This window comes from Petrocella atlantisensis (assembly GCF_900538275.1).
Taxonomy (GTDB): Bacteria; Bacillota; Clostridia; order Lachnospirales; family Vallitaleaceae; genus Petrocella; species Petrocella atlantisensis.
Map to the genome: position 1 here is coordinate 3,061,824 of NZ_LR130778.1, position 24,968 is coordinate 3,086,791.

Below are 24,968 nucleotides of genomic sequence, written 5' to 3' on the forward strand. Positions count from 1 at the left end.
AGGAAGGATCGATATGAAGATTATATTAGCGCCGGATTCTTTTAAGGGAACCTTTAGTTCAAAAGAGGTCATTAATTATCTGGATCAAGGTTTTAGAAAATTCATTGAGAATGTAGAAATCATACATGTTCCCATAGCTGACGGTGGTGAAGGAACAGTAGAAGCTATATTGACTGCAACAGAGGGTAAAAAAGTAGATTGTATTGTTTCCGGTCCTTTAGGCCAAAAAGTAAAGGCATATTATGGTTTGCTGGGCGATACTGCGGTTATTGAAATGGCCACGGCTTCGGGTATCACACTTATTGCTGATGAAGAAAAGAACCCCTTAAAAACAAGTACCTATGGCACAGGCGAAATGATGTTGCACGCTCTTGATAATGGGGCGAAAAAATTAGTTATAGGCATAGGTGGCAGTGCTACAAACGACGGTGGCCTTGGTATGGCTAAAGCTTTAGGTGTTAAGTTTTATAATAAGGATCATGCAGAAGTTGGACATGGCGGTATTGAACTTGGAAATATAAGTACGATCGATATCACCGGAATGGATAAAAGGTTCAAGAATATTGAAGTCGATGTAATATGTGATGTTACAAATCCGCTGCTAGGTCCAAATGGCGCTACCTATACTTATGGACCTCAAAAAGGCGCTACAACTACAATGATGGTGTTGCTTGAGAACGGTATGGTGAATTATCACAACCTTATTCAAGAAACATTTGGTATTCACCTTGATTCTATTCCAGGTACTGGTGCCGCCGGAGGCTTAGGAGGAGGTCTTGTGGCTTTTGTAGGTGCAGTGTTAAAACCAGGTATAGAAACAATACTTGATGTGGTAGCCTTTGATGAAAAACTCGAAAATGTAGATTTGGTGATAACAGGAGAAGGTAAGTTGGATGGACAGTCCATATATGGTAAGGTGCCTGTTGGCGTAGCAGCAAGATGTGGAAATATTCCTGTACTGGCTTTTGTTGGTAGTATAGGCGATGGAGCCGAAAAAGTATATGACCACAATATCTCTGGCGTTTTTTCGACAGTCTCAGATGTAACTTCTTTTGAAGAGATCCTTCGTAATAAAGAAAAAATAATGGAACAGGGTGTTGAGCGTTTTGTTCGTTTGATTAAAACGGGAATGCGCCTCAAAAAGAGATGATTGAAATATATCAGAGCCATAATCATAGATGGCAATCATATATTCAAAAAAGGGGTATCACGAAGGTGATACTACCGATACCAATAAGGAGGATTCAGTATGAAAATAGTTGTTTTAGATGGTTATACATTAAACCCAGGTGATTTAACCTGGGATAGATTAATGGGTTTAGGTGAGGTTGTAATCTATGACCGAACAAGGGAAGATCAGATTGTTGAACGTGTTGGTGAATGTGAAATCGTTTTTACCAACAAGACACCACTTAGCAAAGATACCTTGTTAAAACTCCCAAAAGTCAAGTATATCGGTGTACTAGCTACAGGTTATAATGTGGTTGATACTCAAGCTGCCAAGGCACTTAATATGATTGTGACGAATATACCAACCTACGGAACAACGGCTGTAGCTCAGTTTGTTTTTGCACACCTTCTTGAAATCTGTCATCATGTATGGGAACATAGTGAAGAGGTTAAGCAAGGGACTTGGGGTAAAGGCCAAGATTTTTGTTTTTGGAGTTATCCATTAGTGGAACTCGCCGGTAAAACAATGGGCATAATTGGTATGGGAAGAATAGGACAAACAACAGCTAAGATTGCTATGGCTTTTGGTATGAATGTTTTAGCGGTGGATGCTTATCAAAATGAAACGTTGGTAAATGCACAGTTTAAATACGTAGAACTAGATGATATGCTCGCAAATTCTGATGTTATTTCACTGCATTGTCCATTACTTGAAAGTACACAAGGTATTATTAACAGTATAAATATTGCTAAAATGAAGGATGGAGTTATTATCATTAATACTTCAAGAGGGCCTCTTATTGTGGAAGAGGATCTGGCGGAGGCTTTAAATAATGGAAAAGTTGCTGGAGCTGGCCTTGATGTATTATCGGTTGAACCTGCAAAAGATGATAATCCTTTGCTAAAAGCAAAAAACTGTATAATTACACCACATATTGCATGGGCACCAAAAGAATCAAGAGAGCGTTTATTAAATATCGCGGTGGATAATCTTATCGAGTATACAAAAGGCAATCCTGTGAATGTGGTGAATTAATTTATAATAGATTTGGTTTATACTTAGACTTATTGCACAAAGCAAATGAGATACCTCATAGGGCGTCGTCCTTATGGGGTTTATTTTATTTTGTAGCAAAGGGTGGGTTCAAATAGTGTCATGATTTAATTGTAGATAGGGTGCATAAAGTGTTAAAATGTAAAGGACACAATTATTGATAGGGTATTTAGAGTATATATACTTAAGGAGAGAGGAACGCCTTATGAAAATTGCAAAACTCATAGCATTACTTGGTGTAATAGCAATGACTGGCGCTTTGATTTTTGGTTTTACCCAAGGAGATTTTTTTATGGATGGCTCAGCTGTTCTCGCAAACCCATGGGGTGTTGTTTCTATGGTGGATTTATATGTAGGTTTCACACTTTTTTCTATGTGGATTGCTTTTAGAGAAAAGCATGTCCTCCAAGCAGTTCTGTGGATTGTTATGATGATGGTATTTGGTTTCTTGACTGGAGCGCTTTATGTTCTGATTCATTTAATTGTTAGCAAAGGAGACTGGACAAAATTCTTTATGGGAGCAAGGCAATGATTAAACTAAAGGAATTACGAGAAGAACTAAAAACAGTCCTTTCAGGTAAAACGATGGATGCACTCTTACCACCTTTACTTTTTGTCGTATTAAACAGTCGCTTTGATCTGGGAATGGCTTCATTAATAGCAATACTCTCAGCATTGATGCTTAGTATTTATAGGTTATTATCAAAGCAAAACTGGCATTATGCTTTTGGTGGATTGTTTGGTGTCATCATGGCTTCTGGCTTTTCATTTGTTTCGGGCAATGCATCGAATTATTTTTTGCCTGGAATACTCAGCAACGTCTTTTTTTTGGTCGTAAGCTTAGTGAGTTTGCTGGTGGGGAAACCAATAGCAGCATGGGCAAGTCACTTATCAAGGGGATGGTCACTGGACTGGTTTTGGCGGGTGGATGTAAAGCCAGCTTATACAAACGTTACATGGATATGGTCACTCTTTATACTCGGACGTGTCTTAATTCTAGTGTTGATTTATATTTCAGATCAAACAACACAGTTATTTATTTGGAATACGATACTTGGTTGGCCATTAACCATAGGTGTCTTACTGATCAGTTATATCTATGGTATCTGGAAACTTAAGCGTTTGGGTGGACCAGGGATTGAAGAGTTTACTTCGGGAAAATTGCCACCATATCAAGGACAAACAAGAGGCTTTTGATAAAGAATATCGAATATAGGAAAAAATGATTCTAAGAAAATGAAAATTTGAAAAATCAAAAAGTGTGATGACTGGATAAGATAAGGACAGCTGATGAATAATAAAAAAGAGATAAAAACGGGATGGCATCTCGATAATAGTTATGCGCGACTGCCAAAAATTTTTTACACTAATATCAAACCTAGTGGTGTAAATTCTCCGAGTTTGATCATGAGGCTAATGAAACATTTTATTATGCAGTGACGTCTAACAAGCATACAAACAATTCATTCAAAGAGGAGGTACAACATGAAATTAAAGTTAATCATACCAATGATGATTATATTAGCAGTTCTTGTAGCATGCTCAACGCCAACTACAAGTCCGGAAGATGTTGATGAAGCATTACCAACAGATACAGAATCCCAATTGGTTGTCTATGGTGTAGCTGGGAACATAACAGAACGAACGGAGAATGACGATGGTACGATTGTAATTCTGGTTGAAGGTGAATTAGGTAACAATGGTGCTGACTATGCTCGGGGATATGTTACAGTCAATGAAGATACGGTAATTTATCTGAATGAAGAAATGCCGGTGGAGGCCTTGGAAGAAGGTCAATATGTACATGTTTTCTTCGAAGGCGATGTCATGGAATCTGATCCAATACAGGCAACAGCTAGACAAATCAACATTGTTCCAGAAGATCTCGAAGCTCCCGAAAATCCTGATAATTAATTTAATAATGAATGAGAAGCCTCATAGGGATTCATCCTTATGAGGCTTCTTTTCTTGTTTTCCTATTGACATTCACGTTACGTCATAGTTTATTATGTATATAGAGTCTTTGATAGCCAATAGTTAAGAAATAATAGTGTAACACAGCTTAAGGATTCTAATGGATTAGGAGGTTAATTATGGAATATAGTATCAACAAGCTAGCAATGCTAGCTGGGGTTAGTACAAGAACCTTACGCTACTATGACGACATCAAGCTATTGTCACCAAGGAGGATTAGTGGGAATGGCTACCGGGTATATGGTCAAAAAGAAGTCGACCTTCTACAGCAGATATTATTTTATCGTGAACTGGGTGTATCCCTTGATGAAATTAAGGATATTGTTTTTTCGAAAGACTATGATGGTATAGCAACTCTAGAAGACCATTTATCAGCACTTCAAGTCAAAAAGAAACAGATAGAAATATTGATAACAAATGTCAAAAAAACGATTGCAGCAGCGAAAGGAGAAATAATAATGAGTGATAAAGAAAAATTCCAAGGTTTTAAAAAGAAGATGGTGAGTGAAAATGAAGAGGTGTATGGAAAGGAAATTCGTGAAAAATATGGTGATGAGATTGTCGACAGTAGCAATGCAAAACTCATGGGTTTGACAGAAAAAGAATATAGGAGGTACCAAGAATTATCGGATCAGATAAACACATCCTTAGTAAAAGCATTTAACCAAGGTGACCCGTCGAGTGCACTTGCACAAGAAGTTTGTGCTTTACATAAAGAATGGTTAGGCTGTTACTGGAATCATTATTCGAAGGAAGCACATATGGGATTAGCTCAGACTTATGTGGATGACCCACGTTTTAGAAAATATTACGATGATCTTTCAGAAGGGTGCGCTGCTTTTCTATATGAGGCTATTAAGATATACTGTAAGTAAAGGTATATAGTTTATTGTATTATATAAGCATCATGTGCTATCATATGTAGAAAGTGACATAATAACACTTGAGGAGGATCGTCTGGATGTTGACAGTATGGGTATGGATCATGGATCAAATCATTAAAAAATATGCCATAAATAAATTGGCGGGACAAAAACCAGTGTATTATCTTAATGAAAAAATCAGTTTTAGTCTGGTAAAAAACAGAGGTGCATTTTTAGGTTGGTTGAAAGACAAACCGGCTTATCTCCATGTTTTAACAATCCTATCTATCGTTATGATTCTAGTTATAGGTATACCGTACTGGACAACGGGAAAAGGTAAGTGGACCGGTATAGGACTAGCCCTTATGCTGGGTGGCGCTCTTGGGAATTATACGGACAGAATCAAAAGAGGCTACGTGGTGGATTATATTGCCTTTGCACCCAAACACAACGTACATTATAATTTAGCGGATTTTGCTATTTTTGAAGGGGTCTTCTTAATGTTCATTGGTAAGTGGATTGGAAAATAGATTCAGATATTGCTTTATAAGTAATTAAAATAAAAGAAGGCATGCAAGATAAATACTTGTATGTCTTCTTTAAGTTATAGAACAAAAAATGTAGATAAAAAAGCTTCAATAGCTTTTTTCTTTATACGGCTTCTTCCTCATCGTCGGTAATTAAAACACCATTTTTACCTGAATTTTTGATTTTATACATATAGCTGTCTGCTCTATAAAAAAAGTCTCTTGTTGATTCACCTTGCCATTTTGCTATACCACAACTAAACGAAAGTTTATCTTCCTGGAATTCTACTTTGTTTAATTCTGACAATACATTCTCCATAATATGACTGACTTCATTTGTTTCAAGATTCTTAAAAATAAGAACAAATTCATCACCACCATACCGTCCTATGAATTCAGCTTTTATTAGATTATTTTTAATGATATTAGCAATACGACATAGTACTTTATCTCCAAAAGCATGTCCGTAATTATCGTTTATTTTTTTGAACCCGTCTAAATCAATTACACCCAAAAATAAATTTTCACCTGATAATTCAACTTGAGCTATATATTTATCTATATAGGTGTTAATCATACGTTGATTATAAAGTCCGGTTAATGCATCTCTTTCCGATAAGAATTTTAGTTCTTCGTTCTTTTTTTCAATTTCCGCTTTATCATAAAAATAGGCTACCGCATAATGATACAGCATACGTGATATAAAAAAGGCGATAACATTAATAACAAGTCCATTGATCAGATGGGGTACAAGAAACGACATATTAGATTGAAAAAAAGGTAATCCGATAGAAAAGAAACTATAGCTTAACACAAGAATAATACTGATGATCTTGGGACGAATCCTTACAGTACCAATGACTGAAAATAAAACTAAGATATAAATACTAATATCAGAGCTTATAGCTTGTGCAAAAAAAGTATTAATAATGGACATGCCCAGTATCACGAATACAATGCCACCGATATATACATCTGAATATTTTTTGAAAAAAGAACCTGTAGTATTAATTTTTGCAAATGAAAACAACAATATGCCACCAAGAAACATCAGTGCTATTTTTATGCCCACAATATCTGACCCAAATGAAATTTGTTTTACACTCAAATAAACAATTGTCTGAAGCGTCACAATCGCTAGAATTACAATGACAATAGTTCTTAACCCAGATATATTGTCTTCATTAATTTTACAATTTAAAGTACGTATTGCGTCGTTTTCTTTTTTTCTCATAATCCTATACTTTCTTTGCAGATTATAAAGTTATTCATATTCATTATATAGCATGACTGGAAATAGTACAATGGTCCCTCCTATATAGGAGAAACTGTTTATCTTAAGTGCGAACGTTAAATGCACTTTTCAGGAAAACAATGTATAAATAGAGCTATAAAAATGTTGTTTGTATTATTTATAATGTTGTTTGTACAATTGAGTTGACATATTATAAAGGGTACTTCAAAATGATGTTGTAGCTTTAATAAGTGCGAAGAAACTTGCAGAAAATCTCTACTGTTGTAACTATTAACTTGTAAGACGACTAAATATTCCAACTTAAGGTGGTACAAAGATGTTTGAAAAGTTTAATAAAAGTCTAAGGGTGCGTATCACTTTCCTTTCCTTTGTCTCAATTATTGTCATTCAGTTAATTTTTATTTTTGGTACATATACCATATACGGCAGGTATGTTATTAAGAATAGTTTAGATACATTAAGTATTACGACGAATGAAACTGCCATTTTTCTTGAAAGAATCATAGCAAGCTATATGAAACCACTAAATAACATATCTAATATTCCGCATCTTAATACGATGGATTGGGAAGAACAGCAAGTGTTAATAGATACTAATTACAATGGTTTCTATGATGAAATTGCAATGGTTGATATAGATGGTCAGGCAAAATACTATGATGGTACGGTTTTAGACCTTAGTGATCGTAAGTATATAAAAAAGGCTTTAATGGGTCAATCTGCAATTTCTGAGATGTTAATCAGTCGTAAAACAGGCGAATCAGTTATTGTTGCAGCTGTACCCATTTTTGATCTTCATGATGAGACTGTTGGTGCAATACTTGGACGAATAGAGATGGTGTCATTATTTGAAGATATTAAAACAACGGGTTATATGCAGTCACCTCAAAGATTTATTGTTTCTTCCGGTGGCAGTGTTATCTATTCAGAAGTGGGTGATCATTGGTTTAAGGACAACAACTTTGAAGATGAACTTCGTGATTTTGTTCATATTGAAAGCCAAAATGATAATGGTGTCAAAATAAAAAAATATGAAGGTGAGAATTACTATGTTTTGTACAGTCAAATAGGGGACTATCAGTGGGGTCTTTATAATGTAATCTCAGAGTATAGTATATTGAAACCGGTTAGAAACTTATTATATCTTTCATTAATATGCTCCTTAATTTTTTCGCTTTTTATCATGCTTTTCACCTACATGGTGATTAGAAAAGCATCTAAGCCAATTCATGAATTAGATCAACTTATGTTAAGAGGTTCAGAGGGTGATTTTTCTGTTAGAGCCAAATTTAATCGTCAAGATGAAATTGGCCGATTGGGTAATAGTTTTAATGTGTTGATGGATCGAATTAAGTCTCTTACGTATTTTGATGTTGAGACCTCATTACCGAATGCCATTGTTTTTGAAGAAGACTATCATGTACTTATAAGTACCGAAAAGAGTAAGGATAAATTGGGACTTGTAATGATAGAAGTGGATGAACTTATTAACACAAGAAATAAACGGTTTGATATACATGCCACAATTGTTGAAAATGTTGTGAAAAGACTTAAACGTTTTGTCCCTGCAAATAGTGTTTTATACAAATACACAGACAATGCTTTTGCTATACTAATACCGGACACTACGAATATGATAACGCAAGTATTTGAAGATAAAATATCTGGTTTTCTTAATGACTTTGAAGAGAAAAAATCAATCGACAACCATTTTATTGTTAATATTGGTTACAGTTTTATAAGGGATAACCCTAGTTATATTGATTTGATTAATGCGGCAATAGCAGCGACAAAATATGCAAAAAAAGATCATCACTCCAGTATCAAGCGGTTCACGGAAGCAATGTTAGATGAATTAAACTATGATGCAGAAATGAAATTATCCATAGCCAACGCGTTAACAGAAAAACAGTTTTATTTATTATATCAACCAATCGTTGCATTAGGCAGTCAAAAAGTTGTAAAAACAGAAGCACTCATTCGATGGTCTCATCCTGATAAAGGTCAAATAATGCCGGATGAATTCATTCCGATTGCAGAGACAACAGCGTTAATAATTGATATAGATTATTTTGTGATTGAAGAAGCATGCCAATTACTAAAAAGTAGGCAATTAGCAAATTTGAGATTATTCCCGATTTCTATTAACATCACTGCTAAGACATTGGAGCAAGTGGACTTTGTAAGTAAGCTTGAGTCCATTCTTAGGAAATATCAGGTGAACCCAAGTCATATAGAAATAGAAATCACCGAACGGGTCGTTATGAGTAATTTTAATATGAATATTGAGACATTATTGAACCTTAGAAAAATAGGCATTAAGATATCTCTAGACGACTTCGGAATAGGTTATTCGTCCTTGAGTTATCTATCAAAAATACCGCTAGATTATGTTAAAATAGACAAGTCGTTTATTGAGGCAATTACAGATAACAAGATGGCCGAACAAGTTATTAAGTCAATGATACAAATGTGTGATAATATGAGCTTGTCAGTTGTAGCGGAAGGTATTGAAACCACTAAAGAAGCAATGTTTCTTTTGGAAAACATGTGCTTATATGGACAAGGCTATCTCTTCTCCAAACCTCTAAGCATTGAGGATTTGAAGTTTGAGTATGACGTCTTGTGAGTGAAAACAAGTTTGCCAAACTAAAAAGATTTAGAATATGGAGGTACCAAAATGAAAGTAGCACTACTAATAGTAGATATGCAAATAGGTTGTAGAGAAGAAACGCCAGCTAAGCGTTCATTTGATCTGGCAGTAGAATATATCAATGAAATTAGCCAGTATTTCCGTAGTAAAAGTTATCCTGTTGTCATTATTAAAGATATTGAAGTGGGTTCGCCTGATACAGAAGCATTTGATTGTGTCGACAATCTTATTATCACGGATCAAGATAGAGTCATTCATAAACAACATTGTAATGCATTCTGGGAAACAGAACTAGATGCGGTACTAAAAGCAGAAGGTGTTGATGGTGTTATCGTCAGCGGCTTTGCAGTAGAGCACTGTGTACTTTTTACCTATAATGGCGCAAGAGAAAGAGGGTACCAAGTTTATTTATTGCAAAATGGTGTTGCAGGCTATGACGAAGAAGAAATCAAACGGATCCAATTATTGAGACCGATTATAAACTATCAAGCCTTGGAATATTTTTTATAAAAGACCATATAGACTGTGAAGCGTTTTATGATAAGAGCGAAAAAAGAAGGACCTAATTTCAGGTCCTTGGTTTTGTATCATATATAGTTTAAATTGTATATATTTTTCTAAGGTAATCCATTTTAGCGGTCATATTCAGCATCAGTGCATCCACAAGCACCAATGCTGTCATGGCTTCTAATATGGTAACAGCTCTAGGAACGATAACAGGGTCATGACGACCTTCAATCATGATTTCTTTGTTCTCTTTTTGCCTTGTGACGCTGGGTTGTTCAATGTGGATAGAAGCGGTCGGTTTTACAGTGGCTCTAACGATAATTGGGCTACCATCACTCATACCACCTACAATACCGCCGGCATGGTTGGTTTCTTTGATCAGCATTCCGTCTTCATAGCGAGAGAAGTCGTTGTTGTCAAAGCCCTTTTTATCAGCAACGCCAACACCGGCTCCAATTTCGACGGCTTTGATTGCTCCGATGGACATGACGGCTTTTGCAAGGTTAGCATCTAATTTGTCAAAAACTGTCTCTCCAAGTCCAGTTGGAACGCCGGTTACAACACATTCGATAGTACCACCAATGGAGTTGCCTTCTTTAATGATATCATCTACATAGTGTCCGGCTTCGATGGCTTTTGCTTCATCCGGCATTCGAAATAGATTTTCATCAATCTGAGAAGCATCAAAATCAGCCATATCAACAATGACAGGTCCAACAGATCTTGTATAGCCAAGTAAGGTTATACCAAACTCCTTAAGTATTTTCTTAGCGATGGCCCCGGCAGCAACACGGCCTATAGTCTCACGAGCAGAGGAACGTCCACCACCACGGTAATCACGTAATCCATATTTTTCATCAAAAGTAAAATCCGCATGTCCGGGTCGATAGACATCCACAATGTTAGAGTAATCCTTTGGACGTTGATCCGTGTTTTTTACAATTAAGGATATGGGAGTACCGGTTGTCACACCTTCAAAAACGCCGGAAAGAATTTCGACTTTGTCGTTTTCCTTCCTAGGTGAGGCATATTTATTTTGACCGGGTTTTCTTTTATTTAATTCAAGTTGTATGTCTCGCACTTCAAGTGGTAATCCTGCAGGACAACCGTCAATAACAACACCGACGCCTTGACCATGAGACTCACCCCAAGTAGATATTCTAAATAATGTACCAAATATTGATCCTGGCATAGAGTAATCCTCCTTTGCAAATTCATTATGGTTCTTATGATTATAATCAATTTAAAGTGATAAAGCAAGTCACGGATATCGCATAATCTAGGCTTTGAATTGAAAGGGACTGCTTCTTTATTGAAGTTATATCTTTTTATCCTTCAAAATAAATGATATAATGGGGTGAAATAATGATATGAAAGACAATGATAGAAGGAATAAAAGAGGTGTAACTATGTATGACGTAATATTAATTGGTGCTGGTGCAGCTGGAATTTTTGCTGCTTATGAATTTGCCAAAGACAATCCGGGTATGGAAATATTGATGATTGAGAAGGGATATGCTTTGGACAAAAGGTTCTGCCCGAAGACCAAAAATCCCACCATACCATGTAAATGCAAAACCTGTAGTATTATGGAAGGTTTTTATGGCGCTGGCGGCTTTTCAGATGGCAAATATAATATTACCAATAATTTTGGTGGCGAACTCTACCGCTATATCGGCGAAAAAGAAGCCATTGATCTTATGTGGTATGTGGATCAGATTAACTTAGAAATGGGTGGCGCAGAAGCGAAGCTCTATTCAACAGGTAACAGCACTTTGAAAGCAGAAGCCCTTAAGCACGACTTACATCTTCTAGATGCTAAGGTGCGACATCTGGGTACAGACCGTAATTTTGTTATTGCGGGTCAGATGTATGATTTTATCAAAGATAAAATGACCATCTTGTTCGAAACAGAGGCAGAAACAGTAGAAAAAGTCGAAGATCATTTTGTCATTAAGACAAAAGATCAGACTTTTGAAGGCAAAAAGCTTATTCTTGCAACAGGCCGAACAGGTTCCAACTGGATCAATAAAATCTGTGACCAATTTGGCATTGAAACAGAAAATAACCGAGTGGATATTGGTGTACGTGTAGAATTACCGGCACTTGTGTTTAAAGAAATCACAGACCAAGTCTATGAGAGTAAGATTGTCTATCGAACGGACCGTTATAATGACTTGGTACGAACATTTTGTATGAACCCTTATGGTGAAGTTGTGACAGAAAACTATGGTGACATTGTGACTGTAAATGGTCATAGTTATTCAGACCCATCGAAGCATACGGAAAATACAAATTTTGCCTTATTGGTAACCAATAAATTCACGGAACCCTTTAAAAACAGCAATGAGTATGGTGAACATATTGCCCGTTTAAGCAACATGCTTGGCGGTGGTGTTATTATGCAACGTTTTGGGGATCTGATAAAAGGAAGAAGAAGCTCAAAAAGAAGGATGCTCAAATGCTTTACGACACCAACCTTACATGCGACCCCAGGTGACTTGAGTCTGGTGTTGCCTAAACGCCAATTGGACAACATCGTAGAGATGATCTATGCACTAGATAAGATTGCACCCGGTACCGCGAATGAGGATACATTGCTCTATGGTGTTGAAGTTAAGTTCTATAATTCTAAGGTGGAAGTAGATCAGAATCTAGAAACCATTATAAAAGGTCTTTATATACTTGGCGATTGTTCAGGTGTTACCCACTCCTTATCCCAAGCAGCAGCAAGTGGTATCTATGTAGCCCAGCAATTAAAGGAAGCTTATAAGAACAATGAAATATAAGTTATAGACAGTTTTCATCAAACAACGGAAAACGAGAGGTTAGTGCATTATGTATGAATTGTTAAAGAAGGACGGTATGGCCAAGCGCGGTACGTTTCACACGGTACATGGTCCTATTCAGACGCCTGTTTTTATGAATGTAGGGACAGTTGCGGCAATAAAGGGTGGTGTATCCACCAATGATCTAAAAGATATCAAATGTCAGGTACAACTATCCAATACATACCATCTCCACGTTCGAACCGGTGATGCCACCATAAAAAAATTAGGTGGCTTACATAAATTTATGGTTTGGGACCGACCTATTCTTACTGATTCCGGTGGCTTTCAGGTATTTTCTTTGGCAGCCCTTAGAAAAATTAAAGAAGAAGGTGTTTATTTCTCTTCACACATTGACGGACACAAAATTTTCATGGGTCCGGAAGAAAGCATGCAGATTCAATCCAATCTAAGCTCAACCATCGCAATGGCCTTTGATGAATGTCCACCGATTCCGGCAACACGCAAGTATGTCATTGACTCTGTGGATCGAACAACCCGTTGGCTGGAGCGCTGTCGAAAAGAACTGACCCGTTTAAATAGTCTTGAATCAACGATTAACAATAGGCAGATGCTCTTTGGTATTAATCAAGGTGGTATCTATGATGATTTACGGATAGAACACGCTAAAGTTATTGGTGATATGAACTTAGACGGTTATGCAATAGGTGGATTGGCCGTTGGTGAGAGTCATGATGAAATGTATAGAATACTAGAATCCACAGTGCCCTATATGCCGGAAAATAAACCGACCTATCTGATGGGTGTCGGAACACCGGAGAACATCCTTGAGGCTGTAGAACGAGGTGTTGATTTTTTCGACTGCGTCTATCCAACCAGAAACGGACGCCATGGTCATGTCTATACTAATCATGGAAAGATGAACATCTACAACGCCAAATTTGAACTGGACGAAAGACCGATTGAAGAAGGGTGTGGTTGTGAAGCATGTAAAACCTATAGCAGGGCATATATTAGGCATTTGATGAAGGCCAAAGAGATGCTTGGTATGAGATTGTGCGTCATGCATAATCTGTATTTTTACAACACCATGATGGAAGAAATCAGGGATGCTATTGAAAAAGGTGTTTATCAAGCTTACAAAAAAGCCAAAATAGATGGCATGAATATTAAATAAAAAAGGTTAAAAAGCTGTTAGGCAGAGGGCTTCACATCTTAAAATTCTATAAAAGTGTTGACACAAGGGTTTTTAATGTGTAAGCTTAAGAAAGTTATCATGAATATATAACAGGAACTATTAGGAGGCAATATATGAATTTTTTACCATTACTTGAAGCAGGAACAGGCACCGGTGGTTCAGGCATAATGTATTCACTTTTACTTTACGGAGCTTTATTTGCATTTATGTGGTTTGTCTTAATCAGACCTCAGAAAAAAAGACAAAAAGAAACAGAAGCTTTACAAAACTCCATTAAAATTGGTGATTCAGTTTTACTTAGTGCTGGTATTTATGGAAAAGTTGTTGACACAGTCAATGATGTCGTCATCGTTGAACTTGGCACAAACAAAAGTGTTAGAGTCCCTGTGCAACGTGCCGGTATTATTTCAAAAGCAGAGCCGGACTTGTCCATAGTAAAATCAGAAGAAGAATAAGACGATTCATATGAAAAACTTAAGAAGGCTATCTCAACTCGTAGATAGCCTTCTTTTTTTGTTCATCAAATGTGCTTGGTAGAGTTCATCTCTTATGGAATAAGGTATCTGCAAGTCACCATAACCGGTGCCAAGATCTATACCTGGCTTATGAGCACCGTGAAAATCAGAACCACCTGTGACAATAAGTCCATGATTTTCTGCCATAGCTTTAATATATTGGGTTTCATGGGTTTTATAAGTTGTATAGATGCCTTCAATACCTTGTAAACCATAGTTTACCAGTTCGCCAAGTAGGTAGTCTAAGGTTTTTAAGTTCAGCTTATAGAGTACTGGATGAGCCAAAACAGGGACGCCACCATTTTTTATGATCATTTGGATGGCCATCTCTTGTGTTACTTTTTCCCGCTCAATATAGTAGCGTCCATCATTACCTATATATTTATCAAAAGCCTTACGCATATTTTTGACTATACCAAGATTTTCCATTGCTTTTGCAAAATGAGCTCTTGTGATGATGCCATCTTCAGAAGTTGAAAGAACATCTTCCATGGTGATGTTCAAACCCCCTTCTTGCATTTTTTGAATCATTTTTTCATTTCTAAGGGATCTGGAAGCAGTCAGTTGTTTTAATTGGTCCTGAAACAATAGATCGCTTTCTTGAATATAATAGGCCAATATGTGTATATCTGAAGTACACAGATCAGAGTGTGTGGAAAACTCTATACCGGAAATAATCTCAAGATTAGGGTACTTAAGTGCATATGACTTGGCTTCTGCTAAAGCCTCAGTTGTATCATGGTCTGTTATGGCAAGGGCACTTAAACCTTTCACATGAGCATAATCTACCAGTTGCTTTGGGCTATAGGTGCCGTCAGAGGCATTTGTATGACTATGAAGATCAATGATTTTCATTTTGTTCACCTTATTTCTATGTAGATTGTTATTAGTGGGGTTTATTATATCATATTTGAATGGTGTATGTTATGGTGCTTATGTAATTCATCTAAATAGTAGGAGGATTTCTAGTTTTGTGGTTGAAATAAAGGTTTTATTCCTTAGGAGAATATGTTATAATGATTCAGTTAAAAGTCGGGTTCTACAATGGAGGAATGAAAATGAAGCATATAAAAACCCTAAATGCAACCGTACTAAAAGAAACATTGAAACATGGTGGATGTGGAGAATGTCAAACCTCATGTCAATCTGCTTGTAAGACGTCCTGCACCGTAGGTAATCAATCTTGCGAAAATGAAAAAATGAGATAGCAGTGAAACAACACAGCTTCTTAATAGAGTTTGTATATTCGTATAGGCTGCCTAAGGTAAACTGAAAAGACGAAGGTCTCTTTCAGTTTCTTTTTGTAATGTATTAGTGAATTCACTAATACATTACAAAACGTTTAATTTAATACAACCATATTTAAAACAGTTTGACCAAAGGTAGTTGAGAATAGAAGATCAACGCCTTTTCATTGAAAGGGTATATAATGATACATCAGTATAAAATACAAGACATGAATATCGTCATGGATATCAACAGTGGTTCGATTCATGTAGTAGATGATATGAGTTATGATTTAATTCGTGCATTGGATGATGGCACATCAATAGAAGACGCTATAAATAAATTGGAACAAAGCTATGACAAAGCATTGCTGGTACAAGCCGGTGACGAGGTGAATCAACTTATTGGAGATGGTCTGCTCTTTGCTAAAGATGAGTATGAACAGGTCGTTGTTGACTTTAAAAACCGTAGCACAGTCGTAAAAGCTTTGTGCCTTCATGTCGCCCATGACTGTAACTTGGCATGTACCTATTGTTTTGCTTCAGAAGGTGAGTATCATGGAGATCGTGATTTGATGTCTTTTGAAGTCGCCAAAAAAGCAATTGACTTTTTAGTGGCCCACTCAGGGAACCGTCGTAATCTGGAGATTGATTTCTTTGGTGGCGAACCCTTGATGAACTTTGAGATGGTAAAAGAAACCGTACACTATGCCAGAAGCATAGAACAGGAAAATAATAAGCATTTTAGATTTACTTTGACTACCAACGGCGTATTGCTAAATGATGATAATATAGCGTTTATGAATGAACATATGCATAATGTTGTTTTGTCTGTGGATGGTCGAAAAGAGATTCATGATAAGATGCGACCAACACCAAATGGTAAAGGCAGCTATGATATGATTATGCCCAAGTTCAAAGCTTTTGTAGAAGCACGTGGACAAAAAAACTATTATGTTAGAGGCACGTTTACCCATGAAAACATGGATTTCTCAGAAGATGTGCTCCACCTTGCCGATGAAGGTTTTGAGCAAATATCGGTGGAACCGGTGGTTGCACCGGATGAAATGAATTATGCCATTAAGGAAGAAGATCTTGCTTACTTAAAAGATCAGTATGAAAAATTGGCACTCGCAAAAATAGATTATAAAGAAAGAAATAAGGATTTTAATTTCTTCCATTTTATGGTTGACTTGTCACAAGGACCATGTGTCGCCAAACGTCTAGCAGGATGTGGGTCCGGTATTGAGTATCTAGCTGTAACGCCGACTGGTGACTTGTATCCCTGTCATCAATTTGTTGGCATTGATGAATTCTTATTAGGTAATGTCAACCAAGGCATCACCAACACCCTTAAACAAGATGCTTTTAGAGGCTGTAATGTTTATGCAAAAGATGCGTGTAGAGAGTGTTGGGCTAAATTCTATTGTAGTGGTGGCTGTAGTGCCAATTCTTTTAATTTTCACGGTGACTTACTTGCGACCTATGAAATCGGTTGTGAACTTGAAAAGAAAAGAGTGGAATGTGCCATTTTTTTAAAGGCTAAAGAAATGCTGGGAGAGTAAAGAAGCAATAAAGAGCCATGATGTTCACTGAGCATATGGCAATACTAGGAGGATATGTGATGAAAGGGAAATATGTAGTAGCGCTAATTATTTCATTCATACTTATTGTAGGTACAGCTTATGTAGCTATGATAGGTGTAGGAGAGAACAAGGACGGAAGTGCAAAAGAAATCAATCTTGGTCTTGATCTAGAAGGTGGGGTTAGTATTACTTATGCACCTAATAAAGAAGATCCAACATCTGTAGAAATCCAAGATACACTGTACAAACTACAGTTAAGGTTAGATGAATATGGGTATACAGAAGGTGAAGTATATCTTGAAGGATCCAGCCGTATCAACGTGGATATTCCAGGTGTAAAAAATGCAGATCAAGTATTACTTGAGATGGGTAAGCCCGGTAAACTTGCATTTATAGATGAAGAAGGTACAACCTGGTTAACCGGTGCAGATGTGAAAAATGCTGAACCTGGTACAGATACAAGTGGTGTTACAAGGGATTATGTGGTTCATCTAGAGTTTACGCCTGATGGGGTAACAAAATTTGCAGAAGCAACAACCAAGAATGTGGGCAAGCCATTGTATATTTATTATAACGATGAGATTTTATTAGCGCCTACGGTTAATGAGCCTATCTTAAACGGACAAGCAGTTATCAACAATATGGGTAGCTTAGTTACTGCAAGTCAATTAGCGGCAAATATCCGAATTGGTGCTTTGCCTCTTGAACTCGTTGAACTAAGATCCAATGTCGTTGGTGCAAAAATGGGACAAGATGCTATACAAACCAGTATACTTGCTGGTCTTATCGGTATATCTCTTATATTTATATTTATGATTGGTTTCTATAGATTACCGGGTTTTGTAGCCTCTATAACATTGATTTTCTATGCTTCTTTGATGATTGTTTCACTAAGTCTTTTTAATGTAACACTGACCTTGCCGGGAATTGCAGGTATTATACTCTCGATCGGTATGGCTGTTGATGCCAATGTCATAATATTTTCAAGAATTAAAGAAGAAATCGGTTCAGGTAAAACTATTAAAGCCTCGGTTAAGTCAGGTTTTAAGAAAGCTACATCAGCTATTGTAGATGGTAATGCCACCACATTAATTGCTGCCATTGTTCTTTATATCATGGGGACAGGTACTATTAAAGGGTTTGCCATTACTTTAATGATTGGTATAGCGGTATCCATGTTTACATCCTTAGTTGTGACAAGGCTATTATTGTCCAGCTTAGTAGGCATGGGCCTTAGAGATAAGAAACTATATGGTGTTGATCTTGGACATAAGTCTGTTCAAGTTATTGAAAAAAGAAAAGTATTTTTTGCGGTATCTGTAGTAATCATAGTTATTGGTTTGGTAATGATGCCGGTCAATCAGGCAACCAGAGACTCTTTCTTAAACTTTGACATAGAATTTGTTGGCGGTACTTCAACCCTTGTCAGTTTAGGTTCCGGCGAAGGCTACTCTACACCTGAAGCCTTACAAGAAGCCGTTAAGGGCTTGGTGGTTGAAGCAACAGGACAGACAACACCTCAATTTCAGAATGTTACAGGTAAAGACCAATTTATCATTAAGACACCGAGTCTAACCTCAGAAGAAAGATTGGCTTTATCAGAAGCACTTATTGAAAAATACAACATAACGTCCGATGATATAGAAAGTGAGAGCATCAGCGCTACAGTTAGTGGTGAGATGCGAAGAGATGCCATTATTGCTGTTTTAGTAGCATCTTTGTGTATTATGATTTATGTCAGTTTCAGGTTTAAGGATTTCTGGTTTGGAATGGCTGCTGTTCTTGCCCTAGTTCATGATATTTTTATTGTTTTTGCAGTCTATGCTATCGGTAATGTACCGATTAATAACTCATTTATAGCAGCCATGCTTACTATTGTTGGATATTCCATTAATGATACTATTGTTGTTTTTGATAGAATTCGTGAAAACATGTCCTTGGAGCGAAAATTCAGCTATAAAGATTTAATTAATATGAGTATCAGCCAGACCATGGGTAGGTCTATTAATACATCATTGACCACCTTCATTATGGTAGGTATTCTCTATATCGTAGGTGTTACATCCATTAGAGAATTCGCCCTACCTTTAATGATTGGTATTCTTAGTGGTACTTATTCATCTATATTCATAGCAAGTCCATTGTGGTATATTTTCAAGATTAACCATGATAAGAAGCTAAAGAAAAAAATTATAGAAAACTAGAAATAAAAGGTCATACTATAATCTTATATGTATTACATTACAAGGCAGACATGGTTAACATGTTCTGCCTTGTTCTCTAGGAAAGCCTGTGTGATCAGGTTGAAGCTGTTGATTTGTAGAAGAATAGTGTATAATATTTTCTTGAAGAGTATCGTGGAGGTGTTGTTATGAAAGAAAAGATATGGAAAATTCGAGAAGGCGATGATATTAAGGTAGCAACCATAAGGTCTGAGATGGCGCTATCTCCTATTATAGCCCGATTATTAGTTAATAGAGGCATCGATACAAAGGAGGCCGTCTATGACTATTATAACGCTACAACAGAGAGCTTTCATGATCCTTTTATGATGACGGACATGAAAATGGCTGTAAAAAGAATTTTGAGAAGTAGGGATCAAGAAGAAAAAATTATGATCTATGGTGATTATGATGTGGACGGCGTAACCAGTACATCGATTCTGTATATGTTTCTAGAAGAGATTGGGTGTTTGGTAGATTACTATATACCGGACAGGCATGAAGAAGGCTATGGCATTAATATAGAAGCCTTGACGGAAGTGAAAGATAGAGGTTTCAAATTATTAATCTCCGTAGATACAGGTATAACAGCAGTCAAAGAGGTAGCATATAGTAATGAAATCGGACTGGATGTGATTATAACAGATCACCATGAATGTCAAGATGTGCTTCCAAGTGGCGTTGCCGTGCTTAATCCGAAAAGAGAAGGGGACAGATATCCTTTTAAAATGTTAGCGGGGGTAGGTGTCACTTTTAAATTGATACAGGCTCTTGCAAGAACTACAGATGTGGAAAACAAGATTTGGAAATACTTGGATTTGGTAGCAGTAGGAACTATCGCTGATATTGTACCTATATATGGCGAAAACAGGACCATTACTAAGCTGGCATTTCAGTCCATGCCAACAACGTGGAATAAGGGGCTTGAAGCCTTAATGAAGGTTTCAGATTTAGAAGGGAAAAAAATGACAGCAGGGCGCATTGGTTTTGGTATTGGACCAAGGCTCAATGCAGCCGGTCGAATCAAACATGCAAAAGAAGCGGTCGAATTGTTTATTCTCAATGATACTTCAAAATGTATGACCATCGCTGAAGGCCTAGATCAAGACAATAAAAACAGGCAGTCCTTGGAAAAAAGAATTTTTGAAGAAGCAGTAGCTCTTATAGAAGCAAGTTCTAACCCACCAAATCAGAAGGTTATTGTTGTAGCATCAGACAGCTGGCATCATGGTGTCATTGGTATCGTCGCATCAAAGCTGGTAGAAAAGTATTACCGGCCCATCATCATTCTAACGATAAAAGATGGTGTTGCATCCGGATCTGCTAGAAGTGTAGAAGGATTTAATTTATATTTAGCTCTAAAAGCCAATGGACATTTGTTTGACAAATTCGGTGGTCATGAGATGGCGGCAGGTATGTCTTTGCAAGAAAATAATATTGAAGCTTTAGAAAAAGGATTAAATCTTTATGCCGACGAGCATATGGAAAAAGATGTATTAATACCCAAACTAAAAGTAGATATGGTCATGAAGTTAGAAGATATCGGGCTTGAATTAATTGAAGACATTCAAAAAATGGAACCCTTTGGAATGGGTAATCCTGAACCTACTTTTATATGTGAAGGACCTATCCATCATATGAAAAAAATCGGCAAAGACCAGACCCATCTTTCTTTGGAACTCGGCGTGGATCCAAAGATTAGAGGTGTCGGATTTTCTTTAGGCGAGGTGACAGAATGGATAGATGATGGCCAACTTGTGCAATGTGTATGTAGTTTGGAGATTAATGAATGGAATCAAAGAAAATCCCCTCAAATGATGGTCAAAGACATTCGACATACTACAGCTACACTTAAGGAAATAAAAAATCAAATACTAGAACATAGCGTTATTGATTATTTTGAAGATTTTGAGGTGCATCATGAAGACCGACTTAGCCGACAGATGTTATCGGATTTTTATAGATTTTTAATGCAGAAAGATAGTGTCCTAGATCATGAGATTTACTTTACCAAACTTATGGCACAGCTAGATATAAAACAAACACAAGATCTGAAAAAATACTTAATGATGTTGGAGGTTTTTTCGGAACTTGAGCTGATCCAATATGAAATAAAAGGATTATCTATGACTTTCAGCTTGAATAAGGGAAAAAAAGTTGATTTACAAGATTCAAAGTTGTATAATAAATTCTTGTGATAGTATGTGTTTTTACCTCAAGAGCAATCATTTTTGAGGTTTGTATAGAGGTATAGTATTGAAATCTAAGTAGCATTAAAGGAGAGAAATTATGGATTTGAAATCATTGATTAGAGATGTTTATGATTTTCCTAAAGAAGGTATCGTATTCAAGGACATAACGACGGTGTTACAGGATCCGGCGGGATTGAGATTTGCTGTTGATGAATTTGAAAAGGCACTTAAGGATGTGGATTTTGACTTGGTTGTCGGTCCTGAATCGAGAGGTTTTATATTTGGTGTGCCTTTAGCTTATAATATGAATAAAGGTTTTATACCAGTTAGAAAAGAAGGTAAACTACCCTATAAAACCAAATCAAAAGAATATGATTTAGAGTATGGTAGTGCAGTTGTTGAAATCCATATGGATGCTATTAAACCGGGAGACCGAGTGGTAGTTGTTGACGATCTGTTGGCAACGGGTGGCACTTCAAAAGCAATGGTGGAACTTATTGAAGAAATGGGTGGTATTGTTGTAAAAATGGTGTATTTAATTGAATTGTCATTTTTAAAGGGTAGAGAAGTTCTGCAAGGTCAAGATGTTGAAGCGATCATCAAATACTAAGGTATTCTAATGTTATCTAATATGAAGGCTGTCGGACGATAGGATTGTTCTTATCGATAGGCAGTCTTTTAATTCCTTGCAATTTCTTTAAAATATCTTTATAATAGAAATAATTCTGGTTAAAGGGTCAATACTAATTTTACATAGAATGTATGTGAAATTTCAGCGATACAGTTTGACACCTTAGCCAGTTCTTATAGTAGAAACAAGTCGTTTACATTAAAATTCCTTAATAATCCTCTATGAAGGGCCTCTTCGAAACTGAAGTTTAGGTATACTTGAATACTGAAAAAGTGGTGATAAATTTTATGCCGGACCAATTGTATATTGATCTTATTAATCAAATGAAAAAATACCATCCGTCTGATGACTTCTCAATGATTGAGAAGGCCTATCAGATTGCTAAGAATGCCCATGTTGAACAAGTACGTAAATCAGGTGAACCTTATATTATTCATCCTTTATCTGTGGCAAAAATACTAGCAGAACTGGAATTGGATAAAGAATCCATTGTTGCTGGGATTCTTCATGATGTTGTAGAGGACACGTCATATACGACAGCAGAGATAGCAAAGGAATTCAATGAAGAAATTGCATTGCTTGTTGATGGTGTCACCAAATTGACACAGATCTCATATACAACAGATAAAGAGGAGATACAAGCAGAGAATTATAGAAAAATGTTTTTGGCGATGGCCAAAGATATTCGTGTTATATTGATTAAATTAGCGGATCGTCTTCATAATATGCGAACTCTAAAATATATGACGCCTGAAAAACAAAAGGAAAAAGCACGTGAAACTTTGAACATATATGCACCCTTGGCTCATCGTCTAGGGATTTCAAAGATCAAGGTCGAGCTTGAAGACCTGTGTTTAAGATACTTAGAAGAAGAAGCTTACTATAAATTAGTACATAGCATAGCGCAAAGAAGAGATGAGCGTACCAATAATGTGGAGAAAATCGTTGCCAAGCTAAAAGAAGAATTGGAAGCCGTAGGCATTGAAGCAACAGTGGAGGGCCGACCCAAACATTTCTTCAGCATCTACAAAAAAATGGTCAACCAAAATAAAGACTTGGATCAGATTTATGATCTGTATGCCGTGCGAGCGGTTGTGAATACCGTTAAAGACTGTTATGGTGTCTTAGGTATCATACATGAGCTTTACAAACCAATTCCTGGCAGATTCAAGGATTACATTGCTATGCCTAAACCTAACATGTATCAGTCATTGCACACTTCCTTACTAGGACCCGAAGGCTACCCTTTTGAAATACAGATCAGAACTATGGATATGCATAGAACTGCAGAATATGGTATAGCAGCCCATTGGAAATACAAAGAAGGCAAGCTTTCAGCTCAGGAATCAACAGAGCGCAATGCTGAACAAAAATTAAATTGGCTTAAACAAATATTAGAATGGCAAAGGGACATGTCGGATAATAAAGAATTTATGGATGCCTTGAAATCGGACTTAGATGTGTATCAAGAACAGGTCTATGCATTCACACCAACCGGTGACATTGTTAACCTTCCGGCCGGTTCAACACCGATCGATTTTGCTTATCATATTCACAGTGCTGTAGGGAATAAAATGGTTGGCGCTAGAGTAAACGGAAAGATTGTAACCTTTGATTATGAAGTTAAAACTGGGGATCGGATTGAAGTCATAACCTCACAAAACTCAAGAGGTCCTAGTCGAGATTGGCTCAAGATTGTCAAGAGTTCCCAAGCCAGAAGTAAGATTAATCAATGGTATAAAAAAGAATTTAAAGAAGAAAATATATCAAAAGGCAAAGAACTGATTGAAAAGTATGCCAAACAAAAAGGGCTTAATTTGTCATTGCTGCTAAAACCGGAATGGATGAAATTGGTTCAATCCAAATATGGTTTTAAAGATTGGTCAGCGGTTTGTGCTGCAGTTGGGCATGGTGGATTAAAAGAAGGCCAAATTGTTAATCGGTTACATGAAGAATATCGCAAGACAATTAAAGAAGATATTAAGGATGAAGACTTATTAAAAGAGATTGTGGATCATCCAAGTAAGAACCAGACCAAGAAATCTAAGAGCGGCATTGTGGTTAAAGGCATTGAAGATCTAGCAGTAAGGTTCTCAAAATGCTGTAGCCCAGTACCGGGAGATGAGATTGTTGGTTTTATTACTCGTGGTCGAGGTGTTTCCATACACAGAACGGACTGTGACAATATGATTCATCTTAATGAAATTGAAAGACACAGGATGATTGATGCTGAATGGGGTGGAAATGTTAAGAATTCCGGTGACATGGTATACCGTGCTGACATCCAAATCTATGGTTCAGATCGAGGCGGATTATTGTTTGATGTATCTAAGGTTTTAACGGAAGAGGATATCAAGGTAAAAGCGCTTAATGCGCGTTCCCTTAACAAAGAAAGGTCTGTATTCAATCTAAGTCTTGAAATCAAAGGGGTTGATCAGTTGAACAAACTCATCAAAAAATTACAAATGGTTTCAGGTGTTGATGATATTGTGAGAACCAATAATTAGACCTCAAAATCATCTTATAGAGAATGATTTTGTTTGGCACAAACATATATTTTCAAGTGTTTGAAAGCATATGAAGGATTTGTAAAAGACATACCACTC

The 24,968-nt window shown here is 36.7% G+C and carries 21 protein-coding genes; 18 read left to right on the forward strand and 3 right to left on the reverse strand.

Annotated features, from left to right (window positions below; translation table 11 throughout):
• Positions 1-13: 13 nt before the first annotated feature.
• The 7 genes from PATL70BA_RS14110 (at position 14) to PATL70BA_RS14140 (ending at position 5,591) form a co-directional block, all read left to right on the forward strand.
• Positions 14-1,150, forward strand: a complete 1,137-nt coding sequence (locus PATL70BA_RS14110; RefSeq protein ID WP_125137974.1) for a glycerate kinase family protein — start codon at positions 14-16, stop codon at positions 1,148-1,150.
• Positions 1,151-1,249: 99 nt separating this feature from the next.
• Positions 1,250-2,206 carry a D-2-hydroxyacid dehydrogenase gene (locus PATL70BA_RS14115; protein WP_125137975.1) on the forward strand — a complete coding sequence of 319 codons (957 nt, stop codon included), beginning with the start codon at positions 1,250-1,252 and terminating at the stop codon, positions 2,204-2,206.
• 223 nt (positions 2,207-2,429) lie between these two features.
• On the forward strand, positions 2,430-2,756 hold the full coding sequence (locus PATL70BA_RS14120; RefSeq protein ID WP_125137976.1) for a DUF1475 family protein: 327 nt from the start codon (positions 2,430-2,432) through the stop codon (positions 2,754-2,756).
• On the forward strand, positions 2,753-3,421 hold the full coding sequence (locus PATL70BA_RS14125) for a DUF3159 domain-containing protein (protein ID WP_125137977.1): 669 nt from the start codon (positions 2,753-2,755) through the stop codon (positions 3,419-3,421). The genes PATL70BA_RS14120 and PATL70BA_RS14125 overlap by 4 nt, the downstream gene beginning before the upstream one ends.
• Positions 3,422-3,709: 288 nt before the next feature.
• The gene (locus PATL70BA_RS14130) at positions 3,710-4,138 is read left to right on the forward strand and encodes a DUF3221 domain-containing protein (RefSeq protein ID WP_125137978.1); all 429 of its coding nucleotides are present in this window, start codon (positions 3,710-3,712) and stop codon (positions 4,136-4,138) included.
• 179 nt (positions 4,139-4,317) lie between these two features.
• Positions 4,318-5,073 (forward strand): MerR family transcriptional regulator, encoded by a 756-nt coding sequence (locus PATL70BA_RS14135; RefSeq protein ID WP_125137979.1) that lies wholly within the window; start codon positions 4,318-4,320, stop codon positions 5,071-5,073.
• A gap of 86 nt (positions 5,074-5,159) precedes the next feature.
• Positions 5,160-5,591: a signal peptidase II gene (locus tag PATL70BA_RS14140; RefSeq protein WP_125137980.1), complete on the forward strand. Its 432-nt coding sequence runs from the start codon at positions 5,160-5,162 to the stop codon at positions 5,589-5,591.
• A gap of 121 nt (positions 5,592-5,712) precedes the next feature.
• Here the strand turns inward: PATL70BA_RS14140 and PATL70BA_RS14145 are convergent, their stop codons facing one another.
• On the reverse strand, positions 5,713-6,822 hold the full coding sequence (locus PATL70BA_RS14145; RefSeq protein WP_125137981.1) for a GGDEF domain-containing protein: 1,110 nt from the start codon (positions 6,820-6,822) through the stop codon (positions 5,713-5,715).
• Between the two features lie 337 nt (positions 6,823-7,159).
• Here PATL70BA_RS14145 and PATL70BA_RS14150 point away from each other — a divergent pair, with 337 nt between their 5' ends.
• Both PATL70BA_RS14150 and PATL70BA_RS14155 read left to right on the forward strand, forming a co-directional pair.
• Positions 7,160-9,472, forward strand: a complete 2,313-nt coding sequence (locus PATL70BA_RS14150) for a bifunctional diguanylate cyclase/phosphodiesterase (protein WP_125137982.1) — start codon at positions 7,160-7,162, stop codon at positions 9,470-9,472.
• Between the two features lie 51 nt (positions 9,473-9,523).
• The gene (locus PATL70BA_RS14155; protein ID WP_125137983.1) at positions 9,524-10,006 is read left to right on the forward strand and encodes a cysteine hydrolase family protein; all 483 of its coding nucleotides are present in this window, start codon (positions 9,524-9,526) and stop codon (positions 10,004-10,006) included.
• 88 nt (positions 10,007-10,094) lie between these two features.
• Here PATL70BA_RS14155 and aroC read toward each other — a convergent pair whose 3' ends face one another.
• Positions 10,095-11,195 (reverse strand): chorismate synthase, encoded by a 1,101-nt coding sequence (aroC, locus tag PATL70BA_RS14160; RefSeq protein ID WP_125137984.1) that lies wholly within the window; start codon positions 11,193-11,195, stop codon positions 10,095-10,097.
• Between the two features lie 217 nt (positions 11,196-11,412).
• Here aroC and PATL70BA_RS14165 point away from each other — a divergent pair, with 217 nt between their 5' ends.
• The 3 genes from PATL70BA_RS14165 (at position 11,413) to yajC (ending at position 14,445) form a co-directional block, all read left to right on the forward strand.
• Complete coding sequence (locus PATL70BA_RS14165; protein WP_243115925.1) at positions 11,413-12,792, forward strand: NAD(P)/FAD-dependent oxidoreductase; 1,380 nt, start codon at positions 11,413-11,415, stop codon at positions 12,790-12,792.
• Between the two features lie 49 nt (positions 12,793-12,841).
• Entirely contained in the window at positions 12,842-13,969 is a 1,128-nt protein-coding gene (gene tgt / locus PATL70BA_RS14170; protein WP_125137986.1) for a tRNA guanosine(34) transglycosylase Tgt, read from the forward strand.
• Positions 13,970-14,103: 134 nt separating this feature from the next.
• Positions 14,104-14,445 carry a preprotein translocase subunit YajC gene (gene yajC, locus PATL70BA_RS14175; protein ID WP_125137987.1) on the forward strand — a complete coding sequence of 114 codons (342 nt, stop codon included), beginning with the start codon at positions 14,104-14,106 and terminating at the stop codon, positions 14,443-14,445.
• Between the two features lie 33 nt (positions 14,446-14,478).
• Here the strand turns inward: yajC and PATL70BA_RS14180 are convergent, their stop codons facing one another.
• The gene (locus PATL70BA_RS14180) at positions 14,479-15,360 is read right to left on the reverse strand and encodes a PHP domain-containing protein (protein WP_125137988.1); all 882 of its coding nucleotides are present in this window, start codon (positions 15,358-15,360) and stop codon (positions 14,479-14,481) included.
• 203 nt (positions 15,361-15,563) lie between these two features.
• Between PATL70BA_RS14180 and scfA the strand changes: the two genes are divergently transcribed.
• The 6 genes from scfA to PATL70BA_RS14210 all read left to right on the forward strand — a co-directional run bounded on the left by scfA (position 15,564) and on the right by PATL70BA_RS14210 (position 24,869).
• Positions 15,564-15,713 (forward strand): six-cysteine ranthipeptide SCIFF, encoded by a 150-nt coding sequence (scfA, locus tag PATL70BA_RS14185; RefSeq protein ID WP_125137989.1) that lies wholly within the window; start codon positions 15,564-15,566, stop codon positions 15,711-15,713.
• Positions 15,714-15,934: 221 nt separating this feature from the next.
• A complete protein-coding gene (gene scfB, locus PATL70BA_RS14190) occupies positions 15,935-17,296 on the forward strand; it encodes a thioether cross-link-forming SCIFF peptide maturase (protein ID WP_125137990.1) in 1,362 nt (453 codons plus the stop codon).
• Between the two features lie 59 nt (positions 17,297-17,355).
• Complete coding sequence (secD, locus tag PATL70BA_RS14195; protein WP_125137991.1) at positions 17,356-19,521, forward strand: protein translocase subunit SecD; 2,166 nt, start codon at positions 17,356-17,358, stop codon at positions 19,519-19,521.
• A gap of 167 nt (positions 19,522-19,688) precedes the next feature.
• Positions 19,689-21,737 (forward strand): single-stranded-DNA-specific exonuclease RecJ, encoded by a 2,049-nt coding sequence (recJ, locus tag PATL70BA_RS14200; RefSeq protein ID WP_125137992.1) that lies wholly within the window; start codon positions 19,689-19,691, stop codon positions 21,735-21,737.
• A 91-nt stretch (positions 21,738-21,828) separates the two neighbouring features.
• Positions 21,829-22,341: an adenine phosphoribosyltransferase gene (locus tag PATL70BA_RS14205; protein WP_172596261.1), complete on the forward strand. Its 513-nt coding sequence runs from the start codon at positions 21,829-21,831 to the stop codon at positions 22,339-22,341.
• A 308-nt stretch (positions 22,342-22,649) separates the two neighbouring features.
• On the forward strand, positions 22,650-24,869 hold the full coding sequence (locus tag PATL70BA_RS14210) for a RelA/SpoT family protein (protein WP_125137994.1): 2,220 nt from the start codon (positions 22,650-22,652) through the stop codon (positions 24,867-24,869).
• Positions 24,870-24,968 lie beyond the last annotated feature (99 nt).

What these genes read in the sequence shown, in the direction of transcription:
- PATL70BA_RS14110 (WP_125137974.1), top strand. Translation starts at nt 14, where the DNA reads ATGAAGATTATATTAGCGCCGGATTCTTTTAAGGGAACCTTTAGTTCA.
- PATL70BA_RS14115 (WP_125137975.1), top strand. Translation starts at nt 1,250, where the DNA reads ATGAAAATAGTTGTTTTAGATGGTTATACATTAAACCCAGGTGATTTA.
- PATL70BA_RS14120 (WP_125137976.1), top strand. Translation starts at nt 2,430, where the DNA reads ATGAAAATTGCAAAACTCATAGCATTACTTGGTGTAATAGCAATGACT.
- PATL70BA_RS14125 (WP_125137977.1), top strand. Translation starts at nt 2,753, where the DNA reads ATGATTAAACTAAAGGAATTACGAGAAGAACTAAAAACAGTCCTTTCA.
- PATL70BA_RS14130 (WP_125137978.1), top strand. Translation starts at nt 3,710, where the DNA reads ATGAAATTAAAGTTAATCATACCAATGATGATTATATTAGCAGTTCTT.
- PATL70BA_RS14135 (WP_125137979.1), top strand. Translation starts at nt 4,318, where the DNA reads ATGGAATATAGTATCAACAAGCTAGCAATGCTAGCTGGGGTTAGTACA.
- PATL70BA_RS14140 (WP_125137980.1), top strand. Translation starts at nt 5,160, where the DNA reads ATGTTGACAGTATGGGTATGGATCATGGATCAAATCATTAAAAAATAT.
- PATL70BA_RS14145 (WP_125137981.1), bottom strand. Translation starts at nt 6,822, where the DNA reads ATGAGAAAAAAAGAAAACGACGCAATACGTACTTTAAATTGTAAAATT.
- PATL70BA_RS14150 (WP_125137982.1), top strand. Translation starts at nt 7,160, where the DNA reads ATGTTTGAAAAGTTTAATAAAAGTCTAAGGGTGCGTATCACTTTCCTT.
- PATL70BA_RS14155 (WP_125137983.1), top strand. Translation starts at nt 9,524, where the DNA reads ATGAAAGTAGCACTACTAATAGTAGATATGCAAATAGGTTGTAGAGAA.
- aroC (WP_125137984.1), bottom strand. Translation starts at nt 11,195, where the DNA reads ATGCCAGGATCAATATTTGGTACATTATTTAGAATATCTACTTGGGGT.
- PATL70BA_RS14165 (WP_243115925.1), top strand. Translation starts at nt 11,413, where the DNA reads ATGTATGACGTAATATTAATTGGTGCTGGTGCAGCTGGAATTTTTGCT.
- tgt (WP_125137986.1), top strand. Translation starts at nt 12,842, where the DNA reads ATGTATGAATTGTTAAAGAAGGACGGTATGGCCAAGCGCGGTACGTTT.
- yajC (WP_125137987.1), top strand. Translation starts at nt 14,104, where the DNA reads ATGAATTTTTTACCATTACTTGAAGCAGGAACAGGCACCGGTGGTTCA.
- PATL70BA_RS14180 (WP_125137988.1), bottom strand. Translation starts at nt 15,360, where the DNA reads ATGAAAATCATTGATCTTCATAGTCATACAAATGCCTCTGACGGCACC.
- scfA (WP_125137989.1), top strand. Translation starts at nt 15,564, where the DNA reads ATGAAGCATATAAAAACCCTAAATGCAACCGTACTAAAAGAAACATTG.
- scfB (WP_125137990.1), top strand. Translation starts at nt 15,935, where the DNA reads ATGATACATCAGTATAAAATACAAGACATGAATATCGTCATGGATATC.
- secD (WP_125137991.1), top strand. Translation starts at nt 17,356, where the DNA reads ATGAAAGGGAAATATGTAGTAGCGCTAATTATTTCATTCATACTTATT.
- recJ (WP_125137992.1), top strand. Translation starts at nt 19,689, where the DNA reads ATGAAAGAAAAGATATGGAAAATTCGAGAAGGCGATGATATTAAGGTA.
- PATL70BA_RS14205 (WP_172596261.1), top strand. Translation starts at nt 21,829, where the DNA reads ATGGATTTGAAATCATTGATTAGAGATGTTTATGATTTTCCTAAAGAA.
- PATL70BA_RS14210 (WP_125137994.1), top strand. Translation starts at nt 22,650, where the DNA reads ATGCCGGACCAATTGTATATTGATCTTATTAATCAAATGAAAAAATAC.